Source organism: Pseudoalteromonas sp. BZB3 (assembly GCF_040104455.1).
GTDB lineage: Bacteria > Pseudomonadota > Gammaproteobacteria > Enterobacterales > Alteromonadaceae > Pseudoalteromonas.
Genome location: NZ_JBECOS010000010.1, coordinates 1 through 21,496, shown reverse-complemented (window position 1 = coordinate 21,496; position 21,496 = coordinate 1). Strand labels below are relative to the sequence as shown.

The 21,496-nt window shown below is 39.2% G+C and carries 19 protein-coding genes and 3 tRNA genes; 15 read left to right on the top strand and 7 right to left on the bottom strand.

All coding sequences use genetic code 11. The annotated features are described in order from the left end of the window. Nucleotides 1-41 precede the first annotated feature (41 nt). Nucleotides 42-1,451 (bottom strand): M48 family metalloprotease, encoded by a 1,410-nt coding sequence (locus ABMY35_RS10405; RefSeq protein ID WP_349286462.1) that lies wholly within the window; start codon nt 1,449-1,451, stop codon nt 42-44. Nucleotides 1,452-1,491: 40 nt separating this feature from the next. After that, entirely contained in the window at nt 1,492-2,163 is a 672-nt protein-coding gene (locus tag ABMY35_RS10400; RefSeq protein ID WP_349286146.1) for a hypothetical protein, read from the bottom strand. Nucleotides 2,164-2,514: 351 nt separating this feature from the next. On the opposite strand from ABMY35_RS10400, the gene ABMY35_RS10395 reads away from it, so the two are divergent. The 3 genes from ABMY35_RS10395 to adk all read left to right on the top strand — a co-directional run bounded on the left by ABMY35_RS10395 (nt 2,515) and on the right by adk (nt 6,420). Then, entirely contained in the window at nt 2,515-3,582 is a 1,068-nt protein-coding gene (locus ABMY35_RS10395; RefSeq protein WP_349286145.1) for an AI-2E family transporter, read from the top strand. A 125-nt stretch (nt 3,583-3,707) separates the two neighbouring features. After that, on the top strand, nt 3,708-5,621 hold the full coding sequence (gene htpG, locus ABMY35_RS10390) for a molecular chaperone HtpG (RefSeq protein WP_349286144.1): 1,914 nt from the start codon (nt 3,708-3,710) through the stop codon (nt 5,619-5,621). Between the two features lie 154 nt (nt 5,622-5,775). Then, nucleotides 5,776-6,420 carry an adenylate kinase gene (gene adk / locus ABMY35_RS10385; protein ID WP_138482065.1) on the top strand — a complete coding sequence of 215 codons (645 nt, stop codon included), beginning with the start codon at nt 5,776-5,778 and terminating at the stop codon, nt 6,418-6,420. 54 nt (nt 6,421-6,474) lie between these two features. On the opposite strand, the gene tpx is transcribed toward adk, so the two are convergent. Continuing rightward, nucleotides 6,475-7,092 carry a thiol peroxidase gene (tpx, locus tag ABMY35_RS10380; RefSeq protein ID WP_349286143.1) on the bottom strand — a complete coding sequence of 206 codons (618 nt, stop codon included), beginning with the start codon at nt 7,090-7,092 and terminating at the stop codon, nt 6,475-6,477. A 193-nt stretch (nt 7,093-7,285) separates the two neighbouring features. Between tpx and ABMY35_RS10375 the strand changes: the two genes are divergently transcribed. Both ABMY35_RS10375 and ABMY35_RS10370 read left to right on the top strand, forming a co-directional pair. Beyond that, nucleotides 7,286-8,290 carry a response regulator gene (locus ABMY35_RS10375; RefSeq protein ID WP_349286142.1) on the top strand — a complete coding sequence of 335 codons (1,005 nt, stop codon included), beginning with the start codon at nt 7,286-7,288 and terminating at the stop codon, nt 8,288-8,290. A 4-nt stretch (nt 8,291-8,294) separates the two neighbouring features. Further along, nucleotides 8,295-9,266 carry a diguanylate cyclase gene (locus ABMY35_RS10370; RefSeq protein ID WP_349286141.1) on the top strand — a complete coding sequence of 324 codons (972 nt, stop codon included), beginning with the start codon at nt 8,295-8,297 and terminating at the stop codon, nt 9,264-9,266. Between the two features lie 16 nt (nt 9,267-9,282). Here ABMY35_RS10370 and ABMY35_RS10365 read toward each other — a convergent pair whose 3' ends face one another. The 4 genes from ABMY35_RS10365 to ABMY35_RS10350 form a co-directional block, all read right to left on the bottom strand. After that, a complete protein-coding gene (locus ABMY35_RS10365; protein WP_349286140.1) occupies nt 9,283-10,791 on the bottom strand; it encodes a SpoVR family protein in 1,509 nt (502 codons plus the stop codon). A gap of 15 nt (nt 10,792-10,806) precedes the next feature. After that, the gene (locus ABMY35_RS10360; RefSeq protein WP_349286139.1) at nt 10,807-12,093 is read right to left on the bottom strand and encodes a YeaH/YhbH family protein; all 1,287 of its coding nucleotides are present in this window, start codon (nt 12,091-12,093) and stop codon (nt 10,807-10,809) included. A gap of 25 nt (nt 12,094-12,118) precedes the next feature. Beyond that, nucleotides 12,119-14,041 carry a PrkA family serine protein kinase gene (locus ABMY35_RS10355; RefSeq protein WP_349286138.1) on the bottom strand — a complete coding sequence of 641 codons (1,923 nt, stop codon included), beginning with the start codon at nt 14,039-14,041 and terminating at the stop codon, nt 12,119-12,121. Nucleotides 14,042-14,235: 194 nt separating this feature from the next. Continuing rightward, nucleotides 14,236-14,817, bottom strand: coding sequence for a Fe-Mn family superoxide dismutase (locus ABMY35_RS10350; protein WP_349286137.1), 582 nt, complete (start codon nt 14,815-14,817; stop codon nt 14,236-14,238). A gap of 240 nt (nt 14,818-15,057) precedes the next feature. Here ABMY35_RS10350 and ABMY35_RS10345 point away from each other — a divergent pair, with 240 nt between their 5' ends. The 10 genes from ABMY35_RS10345 (at nt 15,058) to ABMY35_RS10300 (ending at nt 21,442) form a co-directional block, all read left to right on the top strand. Next, nucleotides 15,058-15,399, top strand: coding sequence for a Grx4 family monothiol glutaredoxin (locus ABMY35_RS10345; protein ID WP_058030084.1), 342 nt, complete (start codon nt 15,058-15,060; stop codon nt 15,397-15,399). Between the two features lie 848 nt (nt 15,400-16,247). Next, on the top strand, nt 16,248-16,937 hold the full coding sequence (gene tolQ / locus ABMY35_RS10340) for a protein TolQ (RefSeq protein ID WP_349286136.1): 690 nt from the start codon (nt 16,248-16,250) through the stop codon (nt 16,935-16,937). Between the two features lies 1 nt (nt 16,938). After that, nucleotides 16,939-17,364, top strand: a complete 426-nt coding sequence (gene tolR, locus ABMY35_RS10335) for a protein TolR (RefSeq protein ID WP_058030082.1) — start codon at nt 16,939-16,941, stop codon at nt 17,362-17,364. Nucleotides 17,365-17,366: 2 nt separating this feature from the next. Further along, nucleotides 17,367-18,305, top strand: coding sequence for a cell envelope integrity protein TolA (gene tolA / locus ABMY35_RS10330; protein WP_349286135.1), 939 nt, complete (start codon nt 17,367-17,369; stop codon nt 18,303-18,305). An 8-nt stretch (nt 18,306-18,313) separates the two neighbouring features. Continuing rightward, complete coding sequence (tolB, locus tag ABMY35_RS10325; protein WP_349286134.1) at nt 18,314-19,672, top strand: Tol-Pal system beta propeller repeat protein TolB; 1,359 nt, start codon at nt 18,314-18,316, stop codon at nt 19,670-19,672. 38 nt (nt 19,673-19,710) lie between these two features. Next, complete coding sequence (pal, locus tag ABMY35_RS10320; protein WP_138482044.1) at nt 19,711-20,247, top strand: peptidoglycan-associated lipoprotein Pal; 537 nt, start codon at nt 19,711-19,713, stop codon at nt 20,245-20,247. A gap of 15 nt (nt 20,248-20,262) precedes the next feature. Beyond that, nucleotides 20,263-21,012: a tol-pal system protein YbgF gene (gene ybgF / locus ABMY35_RS10315; protein ID WP_349286133.1), complete on the top strand. Its 750-nt coding sequence runs from the start codon at nt 20,263-20,265 to the stop codon at nt 21,010-21,012. A gap of 150 nt (nt 21,013-21,162) precedes the next feature. Beyond that, nucleotides 21,163-21,238: transfer RNA gene (locus tag ABMY35_RS10310), tRNA-Lys, on the top strand. A gap of 24 nt (nt 21,239-21,262) precedes the next feature. Continuing rightward, nucleotides 21,263-21,338 (top strand) — tRNA-Lys (locus ABMY35_RS10305). Nucleotides 21,339-21,366: 28 nt separating this feature from the next. Then, nucleotides 21,367-21,442, top strand: a tRNA-Lys gene (locus ABMY35_RS10300). The last annotated feature ends 54 nt before the right edge of the window (nt 21,443-21,496 follow it).

Genomic DNA, 21,496 nt, shown 5'->3' with positions numbered 1-21,496 from the left:
TAAATTAAATTTTGCGTATTTTAAGTGAACGAGGCAAAGACTTAAAGTTTGGCAAGCTCTTTCTGCATCTGTCTATATTGTTTTAAAAGCGCTTTGAGTCTGGTTTTCTTGACGGTTTCTAAAGTATCAACATGATTTAGTGCACGTTGTACCTCATCAGCTGCTTTGAGGAAAGCACCGTAAGAAGCGAGTACACTTGCTTTGGCTTCGTAATAAGCAGCCTGGTTGCCATTATTCTTATAGAGCTCAGTGAGCAATTCTTTGGCAAGTAAATGTTCTGGCTCATCGAGTAGAAATAATTTTAGGGTTTGCTCAGCAATATCATACTGCTTCGCTTTAATTGCTGAGTTGGCGTAATTTAAAGCCAATACCTGATTATTTGGTCGTAAATTATTATGTTTAGTTAATACTTCTACCGCCTGTTCCGATTGCCCAAGGCTAATTAAAATATCGGTATAAACATCTAAATAAAATAAGTTGTTAGGCTCGTCATCAAGTAGGGGCAGCAATATTTTTTCAGCTTCTTTAGCTTGTTTTTGGTCTAGTAAGCTGATGGCAAGACCGTATTCTAGATGCTTTTTATCTAGTGAAGTTGATTTCCGAATTTCATTCTCAAAAAAAGCTTGAGCATCTTTGCTGTCTAATTGATATCTTGCAATGACACGGCTTTTAGCTAAGTTAAAGTCTTGACTTGGCTGTATTTGCCTTGGTTGATATTGTTGCGCTCTTAATCTCACATCTGAAACCCGAGAATCAGGCAGTGGGTGAGTCAGTAAAAATGCAGGCGGTTTGGTTTGAAAACGTACTTGGTTTGACAATTTTGTTAAAAAGGCACCAGCTTGAGAGGGATCGAATCCTGCGTTATGTAAGGTTTGCATCCCAAAGCGATCTGCTTCTTGCTCAGCTTTTCGACTGTGAGACAATTGACTTAAACCCGCCTGAGTAGTACTTGCCGACAGGATTGCCATGCCAGCATCAGGCGCAATTATCGTTGCAAGTATGCCAGTGACAATACCTGCGACAGTCATTGCTGAATTATCTTTTTGATGTTGTAAACGTCTCGCTAGGTGTCTTTGAGTAACATGAGCAATTTCGTGACCTAGCACCGAGGCAAGTTGACTTTCGTTATCTGATTGCGCAATTAAGCCGGTATGAATACCGACATGACCACCATAAAAAGCAAATGCATTAATAGCTTGATTGTTGATCATAAAGAATGTGAAAGGAAAACGCACATTATTGGCATTTGCAACCAGCTTATTGCCAAGAGAAGATATGTATTCATCCAAAACAGGGTCTTGGACGAGTGGTGACCCGCCTCTTATCTGCATCATCATGACTTTACCCAAGGCTTTTTCTTTATCTATAGGGAGCACTTCTAAAGCAGATGATCCTAAGTCGGGCAATTTAAAGTCTGTTTGGGCGTTTGAACTACTTGAAAACAGTAGCATAGTGCTGAGCAAACCACTCAGCAATAAGCTTTTGAGCATGTTATTCCTTATTGCCGCTAAGTCCGAGCATGATCTGAGCTAAGTCAATTTCATCACTACACATGCGGCTGTCTTTTTCGCACAGTTGATAGAATTCTTTTATTGAGACCCCTTTAACTGTAACAACGTTCATTTCTTTTTTTAGATACGTAATAATTTTATGTACTACTTTATGAGAATGAAGGATAAGGGCTTTGTCTGCAACATCGCCACGCTCGAAATAGAATGCAATAAATTTATGAAGTTGATTGAAGCGCAGTAACGTCTTCATCGAGTGAGGGTCCCAAGTATTAAATTCTAGAAACTTATTGTCTTTAATTAACATATCAGTTTCTAAGGGTTTATCTTTTGCGTATGGAAGTGCCCATAACTCAAACCCACGGTCAGTAAACACTTGGTCTATGGCTATTCTAGGTTTATTTTCACAAAAGATGTTGCCATTATCATCTTCTTCACCATCGAGAATCGTTAAATTCCAGTTACGTTTATCAACTAGGCGAGTCACTGCATTATCAAACCCATGTTGGAAAAGCCCGTCACTCTCACTTACAGATGAAGCAACTAAATGATAGAAAGGCGGTAGCTCACCCCAATTAAGCTGCTTTTTGTACCAGTTGATGTCTTTTAATGTCGGGTTATCAGGTAGCTTTGCTTTGTTGTTAACTCTTGCCATAAATACGCGTATAGAAAAATAAAACTATTTATAGAATAAACGATTGTTGCAGAGCTATCTACTTTGTAGATGGTTATGTGTAATTTTTTAGTGTTACACTATCGCGGGTGAAACTTGGTAAAGCAGTTATGTGTTTAAGAATTGATTTAAGTACTTATCAGTGTCCACAGTTATTTGTGCAATTTAAACTTCAGTTAAAGCAAGCAGAAGCGAAGAAACGATCTGTATGTTTTATTTATGAAAGAAAGCAACTGATAAATGACATTTTAGCTTTTTTAGAAGCAAAAAAATTTAGCTACACTCAGCATCATGATGCTAAACCTTATCCTTATATAGAGGTGAATCTTTAATATGTTTGAACTTGTTTCAAAGTGGTACAAGAATAAATTTTCTGACCCTAATTCTGTCACGCTTTTGTTTATTGTGTTAGGCCTGGCTGTTTCGCTCTATTTATTTGGCCCATTTATTCTTCCTGTATTGGTGGCTTTGGTTATTGCATATTTATTAGAGTGGCCAGTTGCTAAAATTGAAAATGTTATAAAAAGCCGTGTGTTAGCAACAAGTTTTATTATTTTACTTTTTTCTAGCGTGTTGCTGACCATGGCATTGGGGCTTATACCAGTATTATGGCAACAGCTAAGTAATTTATTACAAGAAGCGCCAGTGATGTTAGAAGAGGGCAAAGACTTACTTTTACATCTTCCAGATCAATATCCCACGCTTATCTCAGGTGAACAAGTAAAAGCATTAGTTGCCAGTACAGAGAATAAAATTCTTGAAGCAGGCCAAGTAATCTTATCGTTCTCATTAACCTCCATTAAAGATATTGTCGCTTGGATGATATATTTAATCTTAGTGCCATTATTGGTTTTCTTTATGTTAAAAGACAAAGATGTACTTACTAAAAGTATGTCTGTATTGGTGCCAAAAGATAGAAAGCTGATACAACAAGTTTGGCATGAAATGGATCATCAGATCATGAACTACATTCGTGGTAAGGTGCTAGAAATTCTCATCATTGGTACTGCCACATTTGTCGCGTTCTGGATTCTAGATTTACGCTATGCGGCGCTACTAGGAGCATTAGTTGGTTTCTCTGTGCTTATTCCATTTGTAGGAGCAGCGTTAGTGACTATTCCGGTTGCGGCGGTGGCCATGTTCCAATTCGGATTAGATACGCAATTTTGGACCATCTTGATTGTGTATGGGATCATTCAAGCCTTAGACGGTAATGTTTTAGTTCCACTTTTATTCTCTGAAGCGGTAGACCTGAACCCAGTATTTATTATTGTTGCAGTGCTATTCTTTGGCGGTTTGTGGGGCTTTTGGGGGGTATTTTTTGCAATCCCAATGGCATCGCTTGTGAAAGCATTGTTCAATGCTTGGTCAGATAGTTGGAAGCCCCAAGTTCAAAACTAAACATGCTTTTTTTTGCGCTGTAGTCTTTGCAGCGCAAAAAATTTCAAATTTCCTCTTGAAGTTATTTTTCCTCGCCCCATATACCTCATAACACTGTGCAAATACTGGTTTAATCGGAGATAAAGATGACCACAGCTCAAAAAGAAACATTAGGCTTTCAAACAGAAGTCAAACAATTACTAAACCTAATGATCCACTCTTTATATTCAAACAAAGAGATCTTTTTACGTGAATTGGTTTCAAACGCATCGGATGCTGCTGACAAGCTTCGCTTTTTAGCGCTGCAAAACGGTGACCTTTACGAGGGTGATGCAAACTTACGCGTTCGTATCAGTGCCGATAAAGACGCAAAAACCGTGACTATCTCAGATAACGGTATTGGCATGACCCGCGAAGAAGTGATCAACTCATTGGGTACGATTGCAAAGTCGGGTACTGCCGAATTTTTCCAAAACTTATCTGGTGACCAAGCAAAAGACTCACAATTAATAGGTCAATTTGGTGTTGGTTTCTATTCAGCATTTATTGTTGCTGATGCAGTAACGGTTGTAACACGTAAAGCAGGTGAAGAAAAAGCTGTAGAGTGGCACTCAAAAGGCGAAGGTGAATTCACACTGGCTGAAGTTGAGAAAGCATCGCGCGGTACAGAGATTATCCTTCATTTACGTGAAGACGAAACAGAATTTTTAGAAGAGTACCGTTTACGTAGCATTGTAACTAAGTATTCAGATCATATTTCAATTCCTGTTGAAATGTATAAGCAACCAGTTGAAGAGTCTGAAGGCCCTGACGGTGAGAAAATCCCGGCGCAACCAGGCGAGTGGGAAGCAATCAACCGTGCGACAGCGCTTTGGACGCGTGACAAATCAGAAGTGTCTGACGAAGAATACAAAGAGTTCTATAAGCACGTAGGTCATGACTGGGAAGAGCCTCTAACGTGGGCTCACAACAAAGTAGAAGGCAAGACTGAGTATACGAGCTTGCTTTATATTCCTAAAAAAGCACCATTCGATTTATGGAACCGTGACCATCAAAGTGGTTTGAAACTTTACGTGCAACGCGTATTCATTATGGATGATGCTGAGCAGTTTATGCCAAGCTATCTTCGTTTTGTGAAAGGTCTACTAGATTCAAACGATTTACCACTAAACGTATCGCGTGAAATTCTTCAAGATAACAAGATCACTCAAGCGATCCGCAAAGGTTGTACATCTCGAGTACTTAAGATGCTTGACCGGATGGGCAAGAATAAACCAGAAGAGTATCAAACATTCTGGAATGAATTCGGTAAGGTATTAAAAGAAGGTCCTGCTGAAGATATCTCAAATAAAGAAGCCATTGCGAAACTACTTCGTTTCAGCTCAACACATACTGACGGAAGCACTGAAAATGTGTCTTTAGAGCAATATATTGAGCGTATGAAAGAAGGCCAAGATAAGATTTACTATGTTGTTGCAGATAGCTTTGAAGCAGCTAAGAGCTCTCCTCATTTAGAAATCTTCCGCAAAAAAGGCATCGAAGTACTATTGATGGCTGATCGCGTTGACGAGTGGATGATGAATCACTTAACAGAATTCAACGAAAAGCAGTTTGCATCAATTACTCGCGGTGACTTAGACCTAGGTGATTTAGACGACGAAGAAACAAAGAAAGCGCAAGAAGAAAGTGAAAAAGAAATTCAAGGCTTAGTTGAGCGCATTAAAACAGTATTAGGCGACAAAGTAAAAGAAGTGCGCTTCACACACCGTTTGACTGATTCTCCGGCCTGTGTGGTTGTCGATGACAACGACATGAGTTCGCAAATGCAAAAACTGATGGAATCAGTGGGTCAAGCAGTACCAGAAGCAAAGCCAATCTTTGAACTAAACCCTGAACATCAACTTGTGAAACACTTAAACGTTGAGCAAGATGAAGAGAAATTTGCACAATGGTCTGATGTATTACTAGACCAAGCCTTGTTAGCAGAGCGCGGTAGCTTAAAAGATCCTGCTGCATTCGTAGCGAAACTTAACAAGCTAATGCTTGATTTAAGCAAGTAGCCGCTTAATTGAATATTAAAGGGGCCAAAGTATCACTTTGGCCCCTTTTTTTGTGCAGTTAATCAGCAATTAGTATAAGTTGCTTGAGATAACATGCAGCTTGTGAAAAAATCCCAACAACTTCAAATAAACTCCCGAATAAGAGGAACACACTATGCGCATCATCCTTCTAGGCGCGCCGGGTGCAGGTAAAGGCACTCAAGCTCAATTTTTAATGGACAAATACGGCATTCCACAGATCTCAACAGGTGATATGCTACGTGCTGCAATCAAAGAGGGCACGCCTCTGGGTCTTGAAGCTAAGAAAGTAATGGACGCAGGTCAGCTAGTTTCTGATGAAATCATCATTGGTCTAGTGAAAGAGCGTATTGCTAAAGCTGATTGCGAAAATGGTTTCTTACTAGATGGGTTCCCACGCACTATTCCTCAAGCGGATGCAATGAAAGACAATGGCATTGCTATTGACCACGTTATTGAATTTGACGTTGCAGATGAGATCATTGTTGAGCGTATGGGCGGTCGTCGAGTTCACCCTGGTTCAGGTCGTGTTTACCATGTAGTTTATAATCCACCTAAGGTGGAAGGTAAAGATGATGTAACGGGTGAAGACCTTATCATTCGTGATGATGACGTTGAAGAAACAGTGCGTAAGCGTTTAGGTATCTACCACGACCAAACAAAACCACTAGTTGATTACTACCAAGCAGAAGCGGAGCAGGGCAATACTCAGTACCACCGTTTAGATGGTACTCAGGCTGTAGAAGCGGTAAGCGCTCAGCTAGGTGAATTACTAGGTTAATTTCCTAGATTATTAGCCAGTAATTAAAAAGCCGCATTCGCGGCTTTTTAAGTTTTATTCTGTGTCAGTTTTGAGCTCTGTCGTTTTCCCAGATAGCTGATTGAGGTGTGTGATAACCTCTTCGTAATTTGGCTCTGTGGCAAGGTTTGACACTAGTTGTTTATATGTCACTTTGTGCTCATTGTCTAAAACCAGAATAGCCCTGCTCAAAAGGCCCATATCCTTAATATAAAGCCCATATTGCTGACCGAAATCTCGCCAAACTGAGTCGGATAGCGTTTGGATTTTATCTATGCCTTCAACTGCACAGAAGCGTTTTTGTGCGAATGGTAGGTCAGCACTGATGGTGAGCATTTCTATGTTGTTGTATTTGTCTGCGACTTCTTGATTAAAGAATTTAGTTTGTAAACTACATACACCGGTATCAAGGCTAGGCACTATGCTTATTAATACCGCTTTGCCTGAAAAATCATTTAATGTAACCGCTTTGAACTGAGCATCAACTACTTTGAAATTTGGCGCTTGCTGTCCAATTGTTACGCCTTTACCCAACAAAGTAACTTCTTTACCTTGTGCAAATACTTTACCTTTATCGATTTGATTCTCTTCAATTTCTAGAGCAAGAGTGGCTGATGAAGCTAAACTCAATGCCAGTATGATTTTTTTCAGCATAAAGTATTCCTTATTGGGTTAACTTAATTGTTTCAACTGTATTATACTTATAATCAAACAATATGTTACTAAGAATAATTGCGTTGTAAATCTAAGCCAAATTTATTAACATTTGCAATCGTTCTGCACTTCAAATAATTATAATCAAAAGTGAATTACGGTAACTTGTAGTTCAACAGTGAAGAGAGCTTTTATGTCAACATTGGTATTAATTTGTGATGATTCCAAACTTGCGCGTCGGCAATTGGCCCGTTCGTTACCAGAAGACTGGGATATCAAAGTTGAATTTGCAGAGCACGGTTTAGACTGCCTTGAAAAAATCAAACAGTTCTCTCCAGAAATACTTTTCCTAGATTTAAACATGCCACATATGGACGGCTACGAAGTACTTCAAGCTATCAATGAGCAGCAATTAAATGTGCTTACAGTGGTTGTTTCTGGTGATATTCAGCCAAATGCCCATGAACGTGTGATGTCTTTAGGTGCAATTGATTTTATTCGAAAACCCTGTGATAAAGAAAAGCTGATAGAAATCATAGAGCAGCATGGTATTCGGGATAGAGCAATTCGTGAAAGCTTAGTTCATAAATTAGGTGAACAAGTAGACTCTGAATTACGAGACATTTATCAAGAATTAACCAACGTAGCAATGGGTCAAGCAGGTGATTTACTTGCACGATTACTAAATGTGTTTGTTGAATTACCAATACCAAATGTTAATGTCTTGGAAGTGAGCGAACTTCACATGGCGCTTCAAGCCATTGATGCCAATGCATCGACATCTGGCGTATGTCAGGGGTTTATCGGCGGCGGCGTGTCTGGTGAAGCCTTGCTATTATTAAATGACTCCAGCTTTAAAGAAATCGCCTCTTTAATGAATTACTCAGGGGAATTAAATAATAAGGTTGAGTTAGAGCTTTTGATGGATATTAGCAACATATTAATTGGTGCTATTTTATCAGGATTGTCTCGCCAGCTAGATATGCCATTTAGTCAAGGACACCCGGTTGTATTGGGTCAACATTGTGAAGTGTCAGATCTGGTTAAAGCTAATAAAGGTCGTTGGCAAAGAACATTAGCGATTGAGATTAGCTACGGTATTGAAGATCACGATATTAAGTGCGACCTGATGCTGTTATTTACTGAGGATTCAATAAAGACCCTCAAATATAAAGTTGCTTATTTACTAGAAGAATAATCATATGCCTGCTGCAGATTTTGACATGAATGAAGTTCACTGGCTGATGGATATGTTCAACACAGTTGACGTCGGTCTAGTTGTGTTAGACAGAAATTATCAGGTCTGTGTATGGAATGGTTTTATGGAAAACCATTCAGGGCTATTACCGAGTGCGGTAAAAGACAAAGATATTTTTGATTTATTTCCAAGCCTTGATGAGAAGTGGTTCAGAAGTAAAACTGAGCCAGTTTTTGTTTTAAAAAATCGCTCTTTCACTATTTGGGAGCAGCAACCTTATATTTTTAGGTTTAAAAATTACCGCCCGATCACTGGTAAAGCTGAACATATGTATCAGAATTCAACCATAATACCACTGACCACGCTTACAGGTGAAGTGAGCCATATTTGCCTAATAATATACGATGTGACAGATGAGGCGGTGAACAAGCAAGACCTTGAGCTTGCTAACCGTCAGCTTGAAAAAATGAGCCGAACAGATAGCTTAACTAAGCTTTCAAACCGAGGTTACTGGGAAGATCAACTTAAAAAAGAGTTTCTAAGATTACAAAGAAGCCAAGGCGCCAGTAGCTTATTAATGTTTGATATTGATTTCTTTAAGAAAATCAATGATGAGTATGGTCATGGTGGCGGTGATGAAGCAATTAGACATATTTCTGACCTGCTCAAGAAAACGTTAAGAGAATCGGATACTGCTGGTCGTTATGGTGGCGAAGAGTTTGCAGTTACTTTAGTCGATACCCCTCAAGAGGGGGCAGTGATTTTCGCTGATAGACTGCGTTCTTTAATCGAAAAATCATCCATTTTTTATGATGATAAAGTTATTAAAGTCACTGTCAGTATTGGAGTCGCTACTTTTTCAAGCGATTTCCAAAAACATGAGGAATGGATTGAAGCGGCTGATATTGCTTTATACCACGCTAAAGAAACAGGGCGTAACCGCGTTGCTTGTTTTAGTAAAGAAATGAAAGAGTAAGCTGATTAAGTTCAGCTTACTTTTTTACATCTTCTTCTTTAGGGCATTGTGCAATTGTTTCAACCATATCCGATTCATTCACTTGTTCAAGTCGAACAGTAAAACCCCAAAGTCTATAAAGGTGTTTAATCACTTCTGCTTTTGAGTCATGAAGTGGAATACCATTTTGTGGCACGTAGCGAAGTGTGAGAGATCTATCACCTCTCACATCAACGTTATAGACTTGTATATTGGGCTCATGGTTACTCAAATTGTACTGTGCGGAAAGAGCAGAGCGAACCTTTTGATAACCTTCTTCATTATGAATAGCACCGACCTCTAAATGTGGCGCTTTTTGTTTGTCGATAATGGTAAAGAGTTTGAAGTCTCTAATTAGTTTCGGGGATAAAAACTGACTAATAAAGCTTTCATCTTTAAAGTTCTGCATAGCAAAATGCAGTGTATCAAGCCAATCTGCACCGGCAAACTCCGGAAACCAACGTTTATCTTCTTCAGTTGGGTTTTCGCAAATACGCCTAATATCTGTCATCATATTAAAACCAAGCGCATAGGGGTTTATACCGGAGTAGAATTTGCTATTGTAAGGCGGTTGAAAAACAACATTAGTGTGACTTTGCAAAAACTCTAGCATAAACGCGTCAGATAATTTTCCTTCATCATATAAGTGATTTAGGATGGTGTAATGCCAGAATGTCGCCCATCCCTCATTCATCACCTGAGTTTGTTTTTGCGGATAAAAATATTGCGATATTTTTCGAACTATTCTGATAACTTCCCGTTGCCATGACTCCAGTAATGGTGCATTTTTCTCAATAAAATATAGAATATTCTCTTGTGGCTCAGAAGGGAATCTTGGCTGATCTATCGTTTCTTCTTGTTGGTTTTTAGGAATGGTACGCCAAAGCTCATTTACCTGAGATTGTAAGTAGTCTTCCCGCTCCTTTTGACGCTTTTGTTCTTCATACATTGAAATCTGTTGGGGTCGTTTATATCTATCAACACCGTAGTTCATCAACGCATGGCAAGAATCAATTAGGTTTTCTACTTCATCAATACCATATTTTTGTTCGCAATCAGAAATGTAATTTTTGGCGAATAGTAGATAATCTATGATAGAAGATGCATCTGTCCAGGTCTTAAATAAATAGTTGCCCTTGAAAAAAGAGTTGTGTCCGTAACAGGCATGTGCCATCACAAGTGCCTGCATGGGCAGGGTGTTTTCTTCCATCAAATAAGCGATACAAGGGTTAGAGTTAATAACAATCTCATACGCTAGGCCCATTTGACCTCGGCGATAATTTTGCTCAGTTTGAATAAACTTTTTACCGTAAGACCAATGACTATAACCGATGGGCATACCAACACTTGAGTATGCGTCCATCATCTGCTCAGCAGTGATCACTTCAATTTGATTAGGATAGGTGTCTAAACGGTAAAACTCTGCTACACGAGCAATTTCAGCTTGGTACTCTTCAAGTAGTTCAAATGTCCAGTCAGGACCATCGTTGATCGGATTATATGTCATAACCCCTCCTTAAGACTAAGCAGCGCCTTGGTGTTGTTTTTGGTTCTTTTTAAATAACTCTCTGAAGATTGGATAAATATCTTCAACACTTCGAATATGCTGCATGGCAAAGTTGCTATGCGTTTGCGCAATGCCCTGATATTCACGCCAAAGGCTTTGGTGAGCGCGAGTTGTTATTTCTATATAAGCGTAATAACGAACCGTTTTAAGCAGTTTATTGGTAAGAATATCTGTACAATGTGGTGAATCATCAGCCCAGTTGTCTCCGTCAGAAGCCTGCGCTGCATAGATATTCCAATCACCTTGCGAATAACGCTCTTTAACTATTTCATCCATGAGTTTAAGTGCGCTAGAGACAATGGTGCCACCCGTTTCTTGAGAATAAAAAAACTCTTGTTCATCGACTTCTTTTGCTTGGGTATGATGCCTAATATAAACGACTTCAATATCTTTATAGGTACGAGTTAGAAACTGGTAAAGTAAAATATAAAAACGCTTTGCCATATCTTTAGTAGCCTGATCCATTGAACCTGAGACATCCATTAAACAAAACATAACAGCTTTGCTTGTTGGGTGAGGGCGCTTTTCGTAATTACGAAAACGCAAATCGTAATTATCTATAAAAGGTACGGCTGCGATCTTACGTTTAAGCTCGTCTATTTCTAACTTAAGATTATTAATTTGATGTTCTGGAGGCACGCTTTCATTTAATAATGCCTTAAGCTCTTCTTCAGCCTCTTTTAATCGACGTTTTTTCCCAGCAGACATAGCAACTCTTCTAGATAATGAACCTTGCAGGGAACGAACAATATCTAGATTGCTTGGCATGCCATCATTACAAAAGCCTGCTCTGTGGGTTTTCATTTGCACTAATTTATCAAGTTGACTTTGTTGAAGATTAGGCAGTTCTAAGTCTTCAAACAACAGGTCAAGATACTCATCTTTCGAGATTGAAAAAACAAAGTCATCTTGACCTTCACCTTGATCACTAGCTTCACCTTCGCCGCCACCTCCTCCTTGACCAGAAGGGGGGCGTTGTATTTTATCGCCAGTACTGAATTGATCATTACCAGGGTGGATCATATCACGATCCCCCCCTTTTCCTTGATGAAAAACAGGTTCACTGATATCACGCTGTGGTATTGAAATACTTTCACCACTGCTTATATCTGTGACGCTTCTCTTATTGATTGCATCTGATACTGCTTCTTTTATTTGCTTCTTATACCGTCTAATGAAGCGCTGACGATTCAACGTACTTTTATTCTTCCCATTCAGGCGACGGTCTATAAAATGTGCCATAAATCACCCTCCAAGAACTCACGCTTTACTGAGACTTTCTAACTCTTAAATACCATTCAGATAACAAGCGAACTTGTTTCTCTGTGTAACCTTTTTCAACCATACGATTTACGAAGTCTTCGTGTTTCTTCTGATCCTCGGCAGACGTTTTGGCATTAAATGAAATCACAGGCAGAAGATCTTCTGTGTTAGAGAACATTTTCTTCTCTATGACAGTGCGTAATTTTTCATAACTTGTCCAAACAGGGTTTTCACCGTTATGGTGCGCTCTAGCTCTTAATACGAAGTTAACTATTTCATTTCTAAAATCTTTCGGGTTAGAAATGCCGGCAGGTTTCTCTATTTTCTCAAGTTCTGCATTTAAAGCCGCTCTATCGAATAGCTGCCCTGTATCAGGGTCGCGGTATTCTTGATCTTGGATCCAGAAGTCAGCATAAGTGACATAGCGGTCGAATATATTTTGACCGTACTCCGAGTACGACTCTAAATAAGCGGTTTGCAGCTCTTTGCCAATAAACTCAACATACTGAGGAATTAAGTAGCCTTTTAGGTGGCTTAAGTAACGCTCTTGTACTTCTGCATTAAATTGCTCACGCTCAATTTGTTGTTCTAGCACATAGAATAAATGAACTGGGTTGGCCGCAACCTCAGCATGATCGAAATTAAACACGCGAGATAGAATTTTGAATGCAAAGCGAGTAGATAACCCCGTCATACCTTCATCAACGCCCGCATAATCGCGATATTCCTGGTAGGACTTAGCTTTTGGATCTGTGTCTTTTAAGCTCTCACCATCATATACTCGCATTTTAGAATAAATGCTCGAGTTTTCAGGCTCTTGCAATCTTGAGAGCGAAACGAATTTTGCAAGGGTTTCTAGGGTGCCTGGTGCACAGGGCGCTGAAGAGAGTTCGCTATTATCTAAAAGTTTTTGATAAATTTTGACTTCTTCAGACACTCTCAAGCAATACGGCACTTTTACGATGTATACACGATCTAAGAATGCCTCATTATTTTTATTGTTTTTAAAACTTTGCCATTCAGACTCATTGGAGTGCGCCAATATCATGCCGTTGTATGGAAGCGCTGAAATGCCTTCTGTACCGTTGTAGTTGCCTTCTTGAGTTGCAGTTAACAAAGGGTGAAGCACTTTAATCGGTGCTTTGAACATTTCAACAAACTCCATAAGGCCTTGGTTTGCCAAACACAGTGAGCCTGAATATGCATAAGCATCTGGATCATTTTGTGCGTAATGTTCAAGTTTTCGAATATCTACCTTACCAACCAGAGCAGAAATGTCTTGATTGTTTTCATCACCAGGTTCAGTTTTCGCAATCCCAACCTGATCTAAAATAGACGGATAGCGTTTAACGACTTTGAATTGAGTGATGTCTCCACCAAACTCATGTAAGCGCTTAGTCGCCCAAGGAGACATGATTGTTTTTAAATAACGAGGCTTAATACCATATTCTTTCTCTAGTAAGTTTGCATCCTCTACAGGATTAAACAAAGAAAGGGGGTGGTCGTTAACTGGAGACCCTTTGATGGCATAAATAGGAACTTGCTGCATTAGATATTTCAATTTTTCTGCAATCGACGATTTACCACCGCCAACCGGGCCGAGAAGATAAAGTACTTGTTTACATTCTTCTAAACCTTGCGCAGCATGTTTTAAATATGAAACGATTTGTTCAATGGCCTCTTCCATACCATAAAATTCGCTAAAAGCTGGGTAGCGAGCAATTACACGGTTTGAAAATAACCGGCTCAACCTTGCATCTGTTGAAGTATCAACCATCTCAGGCTCACCAATAGCCATGAGTAATCGTTCTGCTGCACTTGCATACGCCGATTTATCGTTCTTACAGATTTCTAGAAATTCAGCGATTGAATATTCTTCTTCTTGGGAAGCTTCATATCTGGCTTGATAATGTTCGAATATTGTCATAACGACCTCCAAATAACCTGTGTGAGCTTTAGAATGAGAAACTATTTAATAGTAAAAGGTATAACTAAAGCTTAGACATGAAATTAGGAAATTGCCTAAAAAATCCAGATATTTAATTGATGAATGGCAAAGAGGGAAGTATAAAAAAGGCGTCCATAGACGCCTTTATTCAGTTATCTGCAATGAAAGAGATATTAAGCCAGGTTGCTGTTAGCAAATTCCCAGTTAACTAGTGCCCAAAAACCTTTTAGGTATTCAGGACGAACATTGCGGTAATCGATATAATAAGCGTGTTCCCAAAGGTCAACAGTTAGGATAGGCGTTACACCTTCTTCTGTTAGAGGAGTCGCTGCATTTGAAGTATTTACGATATCTAGTGAACCGTCAGCTAGTTGTACTAACCAAGTCCAGCTTGAACCGAAGTTGTTTACTGCTTTATCGTTGAAAGCTTCTTGGAATGCTGCGAATGAGCCCCATTTCGCATTAATTAGTTCAGCAACCTTACCAGTTGGCTCGCCACCTGCATTTGGTGCAAGGCTGTGCCAGTAGAAAGTGTGGTTCCAGATTTGTGCTGCGTTATTGAAAACGCCGCCTTCAGAGCTGCATACTACTTCTTCAAGAGTTTTCTCTGCAAAGTCAGTACCTTCAACTAAACCATTTAATTTCACTACATAAGTGTTGTGGTGCTTACCGTGGTGAAATTCTAAAGTCTCTTTAGAAATATGTGGTTCTAGCGCATCGATTGCATAAGGTAATGACGGTAGTTCAAAAGCCATGGTTATCTCCATTTGTTATGTATTTTGCTAATTACGACTGAAACATAGACTACTGAGGTCCAGATTTCTATACGAATTAACTTTATAGTGATACTATAATTCCTGAGTATTTTACTCAAGTTTAGGCAAACAGCAATGGCGTAGTTAGAGACTATTTGTTTTATTTGCCAAAAATGCGTGTTTTACCACGCAACGAATTCGATTTTTCATGGCTACGCATCGTCACATAGAGGTTAATAAATGGAAACCATTGATAAAATTAAGCAACAAATTTCTGAAAACCCAATCATTCTATATATGAAAGGCTCACCTAAATTGCCTAACTGTGGTTTTTCTTCACAAGCATCTCAGGCACTAATGGCTTGTGGTGAACAGTTTGCTTATGTTGATATTCTTTTAAACCCAGATATTCGTGCTGAGTTACCTCACTATGCGAACTGGCCGACTTTCCCTCAACTTTGGGTTGAAGGTGAGTTAATCGGTGGTTGTGACATTATTTTAGAAATGTTCCAAAAGGGTGAGTTACAGCCGTTAATTAAAGAAACTGCTGACAAATATAGAGATGAAAGCGAAGAGGCTTAATCTAATTTATTCAATACCAAGAGCTCGAACTGATGTTCGGGCTTTTTTTTGTCTGAATTTTACTTAAATAAAAAATGGGCAAAAAAAAGCCCGCTAAAAAAGCGGGCAAAACAACAAGTTGAAGGAAGTAATAAGGGAACATTAAATACATAAAGTTGTATCTAACTAAGCAATACGACAAATCAGGAATCATATTGCTAAAAACTGTTTCGGTAAGTTGTCTTACTGGAACGGGATATATAATACGAGTTCTATGATTTGTTATCAAACTAGAAAATTTATAGATTTCAGATAAAAAAATCTAATGTGAAAGGTTTTTTATTTGTTTTTCACACTAACTTAAACCTACCTGTTGTTTATTATGTGTATGATTTAAAAGTAAATGATATATTTCGAACAAGTTTTTTGTAATTAGTTTTATTGTTGGAAATTGGTATTACCAATAGGGTTTTGAGGGTTTATTCATTTATTTTGAATAAGAGCTTTGATTTATGCATTATCTTCTCATAAATAAGCGCCTATTCATTTTGCTATTTTATTATGGAACTTTTATTTCGGTTAGATAACTATTAATTACACTGAAATAAAACTTTGACGACAACATAAAGGTAAATTCTAAAGTGGTTTTTGAACAGTAAGCATCAAATTTGAGAAAGGAAACCAGTAGGTTAGTAAGATAAGAATGCTATTTAAACAGTTTGTCGTTAAATCACTTCAATTCGTAGTAATCAGATTGTCAGCGCTGCAATGTCTGGGTAAACTAAATGAACTATTGGCTTGTGGCATTGTCGATGAATAAGCTAATGGCGCTGAATGCCCAAACACAACTATTTTAGGAGTATTACAACGTGGAATCGGGTCTAAATTTCATTGATCTTATATTAAAAGCAAGTTTATTGGTTCAACTGGTTATGTTGACGTTAGTGGGTATGTCGATAGCTTCTTGGGCAATTATTTTTCAGCGCAAGTCAATTATTTCAAAAGCCATGCATGATACTAAAAGGTTCGAACAAAAATTTTGGTCAGGCATGGAACTTAGTAAGTTGTATAACGAAATTAGTGCACGCACAGGTAGCCCAGCAGGTTTAGAAGCATTATTTGTGTCAGGCTTTAAAGAGTTTGCAAGACAAAAGAAAAGTTCGAATCAAAGCACGGGCCTTGTCATTGAGGGCACTCACCGCTCAATGCGCGTGGCACTTTCAAGAGAAGTAGAAAAACTAGAATCAAGTCTTTCATTTTTGGCAACAGTAGGTTCAATTAGCCCTTACATCGGCTTATTCGGTACAGTGTGGGGTATTATGAATGCCTTTATTGCATTGGGTGAAGTGCAGCAAGCAACACTACAAATGGTTGCGCCAGGTATTGCTGAAGCACTTATTGCAACAGCTATTGGCTTATTCGCTGCGATTCCTGCTGTTATGGCGTATAACCGTTTTGCAAAGAATGTAGAAAAGCTTGAAAGTCATTACATTAACTTTATGGAAGAGTTTGCGAATATTCTTCATCGCCAAGCTGCAAATTCGGTAGAGGCCAAGTAATATGTACTTACGTAAAAAACGACGTCCGGTTGCAGAAATAAACGTGGTGCCGTACATCGATGTTATGTTGGTATTGCTTATTATTTTTATGGCGACAGCGCCACTTATTACTCATGGTGTAAAAGTCGACTTGCCTAAGATGTCAGAGTCTGATTTGGTGGAAACAAAAGAAGCACCACCTATTATAGCCAGTATTGATGCAGAGGGTCGTTATTACGTGAGTGTAGGCACTGATCCTGAGGCGCCTATGGATGCAGTTGAGGTTGCTGCAGTGATCAAACTTAAACTTCAGCAAAATCCTGAAACCCCAGTTTTAATAAAAGGCTCGGGTCGTGTGTCTTATCAAGAAGTACTTCTACTCATGGATTTCTTGAAAAATGCAGGCGTGCCGTCAGTAGGGTTAATGACCAAGTCTTTTGAGGAGTAATCATGGAATCATTAACCAGTGGATTTGTTAAGTCGTTTCTACTTCATATTGCTCTAGGTGGTTTTTTGTTTGTTACGGCAAATTTTGAAATGCCGACACCCACAGTCATGCAGGTTCAGTTAAATCCAGTTGTTGAGGAACAAGAAGAAAAAGTGGTCTCTGCTGTATCGGTTGACCAGAAACTCGTTGAGCAAAAAATTGCTGAACTCAAGCAGCAAGAAGACAATAAAAAACGTGCTGAAGAAAAGCGTATCAGAGATCTCGAAAAACGTGCACAACAAGCCAGAAAAGAGCGAGAAGCTGAAGCGCGTCGAATCAAAAAATTGGAGCAGCAAAGGTTAGCTAAGCTAGAAGAAAAGCGTAAAGCTGAAGCTCAAGCAAAGAAAGCCAAAAAGATTGAAGAGAAGCAAAGAGCGGATGCTGAAAAAGCTCGCGATGAAAAGCTCGCTGCAGAAAAAGCCGCTAAGGCTGCTTCGGATAAGCGAAAAGCCGAAGAAGATGCATTGCGCAAAGCTGAAATTGCACGTAAAAAACGTGAAGAAGATGAAAAGCGCAGAGCAGAAGAAGCTGAAAAAGCACGTTTGAAGGCTCTTGAAGAGCAACTACTTCAAGAGCAACTAGCACAAGAACAAGCTGCTCGAAATAAACTAAGAAAGCAGCAAGTGATGGGCGAAGTTGAAAAATTTCAGGCACTAATCTCTCAACGCATTCAGTCAAATTTATTGACCGATGAAGCGATGAGAGGGAAAGAGTGTCGTGTAAATATTCGACTTGCTTTTAATGGCTTAGTAACAAGTGTAAAACCTCTAGGGGGAGACAAGCTTGTTTGTGACGCTGCGCTTAGGGCTATTCGTTTAGCGGATACCCTACCTGTTTCCAAAGATAAAGATGTGTTTGAACAACTCAAGAACATTAACTTAACAATTAAACCAGAACTATAAGGAAAACTATGCTCAAGCGATTCAAAGTATTATTAGTTTGCTTAGTTTTATCTATTCAAAATTATGCTTTTGCGGCTCTTGAAATTGTCATTACCGAAGGGGTAGACAGTGCAAGACCTATTGCCATCGTTCCGTTTAAATTCGAAGGTGTAGGTGAGTTACCTATGCAATTAAGCGATGTTATTGCTGCTGACTTAACACGAAGTGGTAAATTTAAACCTCTTTCATTTGCTGATTTGCCTCAAATGCCTTCAACAGATGAAGACATTGACTACGATGCCTGGGTGTCTAAAGGCGTTGAAGCTGTTTTAGTCGGCTCTATCACTCAACAACCGGGTGGTCGTTACTTGGTTAAGTATGAGTTAATTGATGTGATAAGAGCGCAAATCACGGGTGGCGAAACGCGTATGATGACCAATGGTCAGTTAATGAAAAGTCAGGATCATATTCAAGAGTCTCGGCAGTCGATCATTAACGAAGCGGGTTTTAGAAGCTATGCGCACCAAATCAGTGATGTAGTTTATGAATCATTAACAGGTGAAAAAGGGGCGTTTAGAACTAAAATTGCTTATGTCATTGTGCGAGAAAATACAGATAAGCCTTACCAACTGGTTGTAGCGGATTATGATGGTTATAACGAGCAAGTATTGCTTCGTTCAAATGAGCCATTAATGTCACCAGCTTGGTCACCAGATGGTACCAAACTGGCTTATGTCACTTTTGAAAACCGCCAATCTCAAATCGTTATGCAAGACCTGTATACGGGTAAGCGAGATATCATAACTAGCTATCCGGGTATAAATGGTGCGCCGCAGTTTTCCCCTGATGGTACAAAGTTACTTATTGTACTTTCTAAAGACGCAGGAGGTGCAACAGAGGTTTACCTATTAGACTTAAAAACGCGAAAAGAAACGCGCCTAACAAAGCACAGAAGCATAGATACTGAACCATCTTGGCACCCGAATGGCAAAGAAATAGTCTATACATCGGAAAGGGGTGGTAATGCTCAGATATATAAGTTAAATTTACAAACTGGTAGATCTAAGCGTGTTACCTTTGATGGCGATATGAACTTGGCGGGTTCAATTACACCAGATGGCAAGCAACTTGTTATGGTGAATAGAACATTAGGAAAGTACCATATTGCGAAAAAAGAATTAAATTCAGGGTTATTCCAGGTGCTAACACGTACTCGTTTAGACGAGTCACCAAGTATTGCGCCGAATGGCTCTATGATTATGTATAGTACCTTGTACAATAACAAGCAGGTATTAGCTCTGGTTTCGATGGACGGCAGATTCAAAGCGCGTCTACCTGTTACTGATGGACAGGTTAAGGCACCAGCATGGTCACCTTTTTTACAGTAGTTTTACTGGTATAAATTTTTGATATAGGAATATACTCGATGCAACTTAACAAAACCTTAAAAGCTTTATTGGTCGCTTTACCAGTAATGACACTTGCAGCATGTAGCTCATCTTCAAGCGTTGACGAAAGTGCTGCGAATCAAAATAATGGTGCTAACGCATCACAATCTGGTAGCAATGTAGAAGTTAACACTTTAACACCAGAGCAAGCTGCAGCTGAGAAACTACAACAGAAATATGAAGCGCTTCGTCAAGAGCAAATCGTATACTTCGACTTCGATAAATCAAGTATTCGTGGTCAGTATGCAGAGTTACTTCAGGCTCACGCTGATTTCTTAGTAAAAAATCCAAGTGTTAAAGTACTAATCGAAGGTCATGCTGATGAGCGTGGTACACCTGAGTACAACATTGCACTAGGTGAGAGCCGTGGTAAGTCAGTTGCTAAATACTTACAAAGCCTAGGTGTTTCTGACAGCCAAATCTCTGTAGTGAGCTACGGTGAAGAGAAGCCAATGGTTAAGTCTCGCACTGAAGAAGCTTTTGCTAAAAACCGTCGTGCGGTTTTAGTTTACTAATTTGAAAGAATGATTATGAAGCCGAAATATATTTTGGCAGCCATAATGATGAGCGGGAGCACCCATGTATGGGCTGCTCCCGCTCCTGTATCTGAGGCTGCAAATTCAACCCAAACAATTGAACAGCGTTTAGCTCAGCTAGAAAGCATGATGAAAACGCGTAACTTGCTGCAAGTCGAACTCCAGCAACAACTTAATTTGTTGCAAGATGAAGTATCTCAAGTAAGGGGTGTGACAGAGGAGCAAAGTTATAAACTTGAAAAAGTATTACAAAGACAACGAGAGCTGTATCAAGAAATTGAAAATCGCGTGTCTAAAGTTTATGAGCAATCTAGTGCGACGACATCTTCCGATGTTGTGGTTGATAACTCACAAGCGATCAGCAGCGATTTATCAGAAAACGAAGCCTATGACCGAGCAGTTGCTTTGATCATGAAGGACAAGCGTTATGATGCTGCTATTCCAGAATTACAAAACTTTTTAACCGCTTTCCCTAACTCTGTATATATGCCAAATGCGCATTATTGGTTAGGACAGTTATTTTCTATCAAGAATAACGACGCACAAGCGCGAATTCACTTCCAAGATGTTGTGAGTAATTATCCGAATTCAAATAAACGTCCTGATGCTTTATTAAAGCTAGGTATTATCTTCCAAAAAGAAAACAACTTTGAAAAAGCCAAAGAGTTGTTAAATACTCTAATTAAAGAATACCCAAGTACGACTGCTGCAAAATTGGCCACAGAACGTCTTGGTAAGATGTAATGGCATAATATTTTGCCAGTATGGTTTAAAATTAGGCGCTTAGACGTAAAAACTGAAAAAAACTACGCATTTCAGTTGCACTCATTTTTTAAATAAGTATTATAAGCGCCCGCAGCAGGCGATTGATTCAAATCACTTGTTGCATTAAGTGGGTCATTAGCTCAGTTGGTAGAGCAGTGGACTTTTAATCCATTGGTCGATGGTTCAAGTCCATCATGACCCACCACTTATTAAGTTTTGATATACGAGCGGGTCATTAGCTCAGTTGGTAGAGCAGTGGACTTTTAATCCATTGGTCGATGGTTCAAGTCCATCATGACCCACCAATACTTAATTAAGAATAGATATCCGAGCGGGTCATTAGCTCAGATGGTAGAGCAGTGGACTTTTTATCCATTGGTCGATGGTTCAAGTCCATCATGACCCACCACTTTTACATAAGTTCAAGATATTACCGAGCGGGTCATTAGCTACATTGGTAGCG

Excerpts from the sequence above, each read along its gene's own strand:
- ABMY35_RS10345 (WP_058030084.1), top strand. The coding sequence starts at position 15,058 with ATGGAAACCATTGATAAAATTAAGCAACAAATTTCTGAAAACCCAATC.
- ABMY35_RS10370 (WP_349286141.1), top strand. The coding sequence starts at position 8,295 with ATGCCTGCTGCAGATTTTGACATGAATGAAGTTCACTGGCTGATGGAT.
- htpG (WP_349286144.1), top strand. The coding sequence starts at position 3,708 with ATGACCACAGCTCAAAAAGAAACATTAGGCTTTCAAACAGAAGTCAAA.
- pal (WP_138482044.1), top strand. The coding sequence starts at position 19,711 with ATGCAACTTAACAAAACCTTAAAAGCTTTATTGGTCGCTTTACCAGTA.
- ABMY35_RS10350 (WP_349286137.1), bottom strand. The coding sequence starts at position 14,817 with ATGGCTTTTGAACTACCGTCATTACCTTATGCAATCGATGCGCTAGAA.
- ABMY35_RS10400 (WP_349286146.1), bottom strand. The coding sequence starts at position 2,163 with ATGGCAAGAGTTAACAACAAAGCAAAGCTACCTGATAACCCGACATTA.
- ABMY35_RS10375 (WP_349286142.1), top strand. The coding sequence starts at position 7,286 with ATGTCAACATTGGTATTAATTTGTGATGATTCCAAACTTGCGCGTCGG.
- tpx (WP_349286143.1), bottom strand. The coding sequence starts at position 7,092 with ATGCTGAAAAAAATCATACTGGCATTGAGTTTAGCTTCATCAGCCACT.
- tolA (WP_349286135.1), top strand. The coding sequence starts at position 17,367 with ATGGAATCATTAACCAGTGGATTTGTTAAGTCGTTTCTACTTCATATT.
- ABMY35_RS10355 (WP_349286138.1), bottom strand. The coding sequence starts at position 14,041 with ATGACAATATTCGAACATTATCAAGCCAGATATGAAGCTTCCCAAGAA.
- adk (WP_138482065.1), top strand. The coding sequence starts at position 5,776 with ATGCGCATCATCCTTCTAGGCGCGCCGGGTGCAGGTAAAGGCACTCAA.
- tolB (WP_349286134.1), top strand. The coding sequence starts at position 18,314 with ATGCTCAAGCGATTCAAAGTATTATTAGTTTGCTTAGTTTTATCTATT.
- ABMY35_RS10365 (WP_349286140.1), bottom strand. The coding sequence starts at position 10,791 with ATGACATATAATCCGATCAACGATGGTCCTGACTGGACATTTGAACTA.
- ABMY35_RS10405 (WP_349286462.1), bottom strand. The coding sequence starts at position 1,451 with ATGCTACTGTTTTCAAGTAGTTCAAACGCCCAAACAGACTTTAAATTG.
- ybgF (WP_349286133.1), top strand. The coding sequence starts at position 20,263 with ATGAAGCCGAAATATATTTTGGCAGCCATAATGATGAGCGGGAGCACC.
- ABMY35_RS10395 (WP_349286145.1), top strand. The coding sequence starts at position 2,515 with ATGTTTGAACTTGTTTCAAAGTGGTACAAGAATAAATTTTCTGACCCT.
- ABMY35_RS10360 (WP_349286139.1), bottom strand. The coding sequence starts at position 12,093 with ATGGCACATTTTATAGACCGTCGCCTGAATGGGAAGAATAAAAGTACG.
- tolR (WP_058030082.1), top strand. The coding sequence starts at position 16,939 with ATGTACTTACGTAAAAAACGACGTCCGGTTGCAGAAATAAACGTGGTG.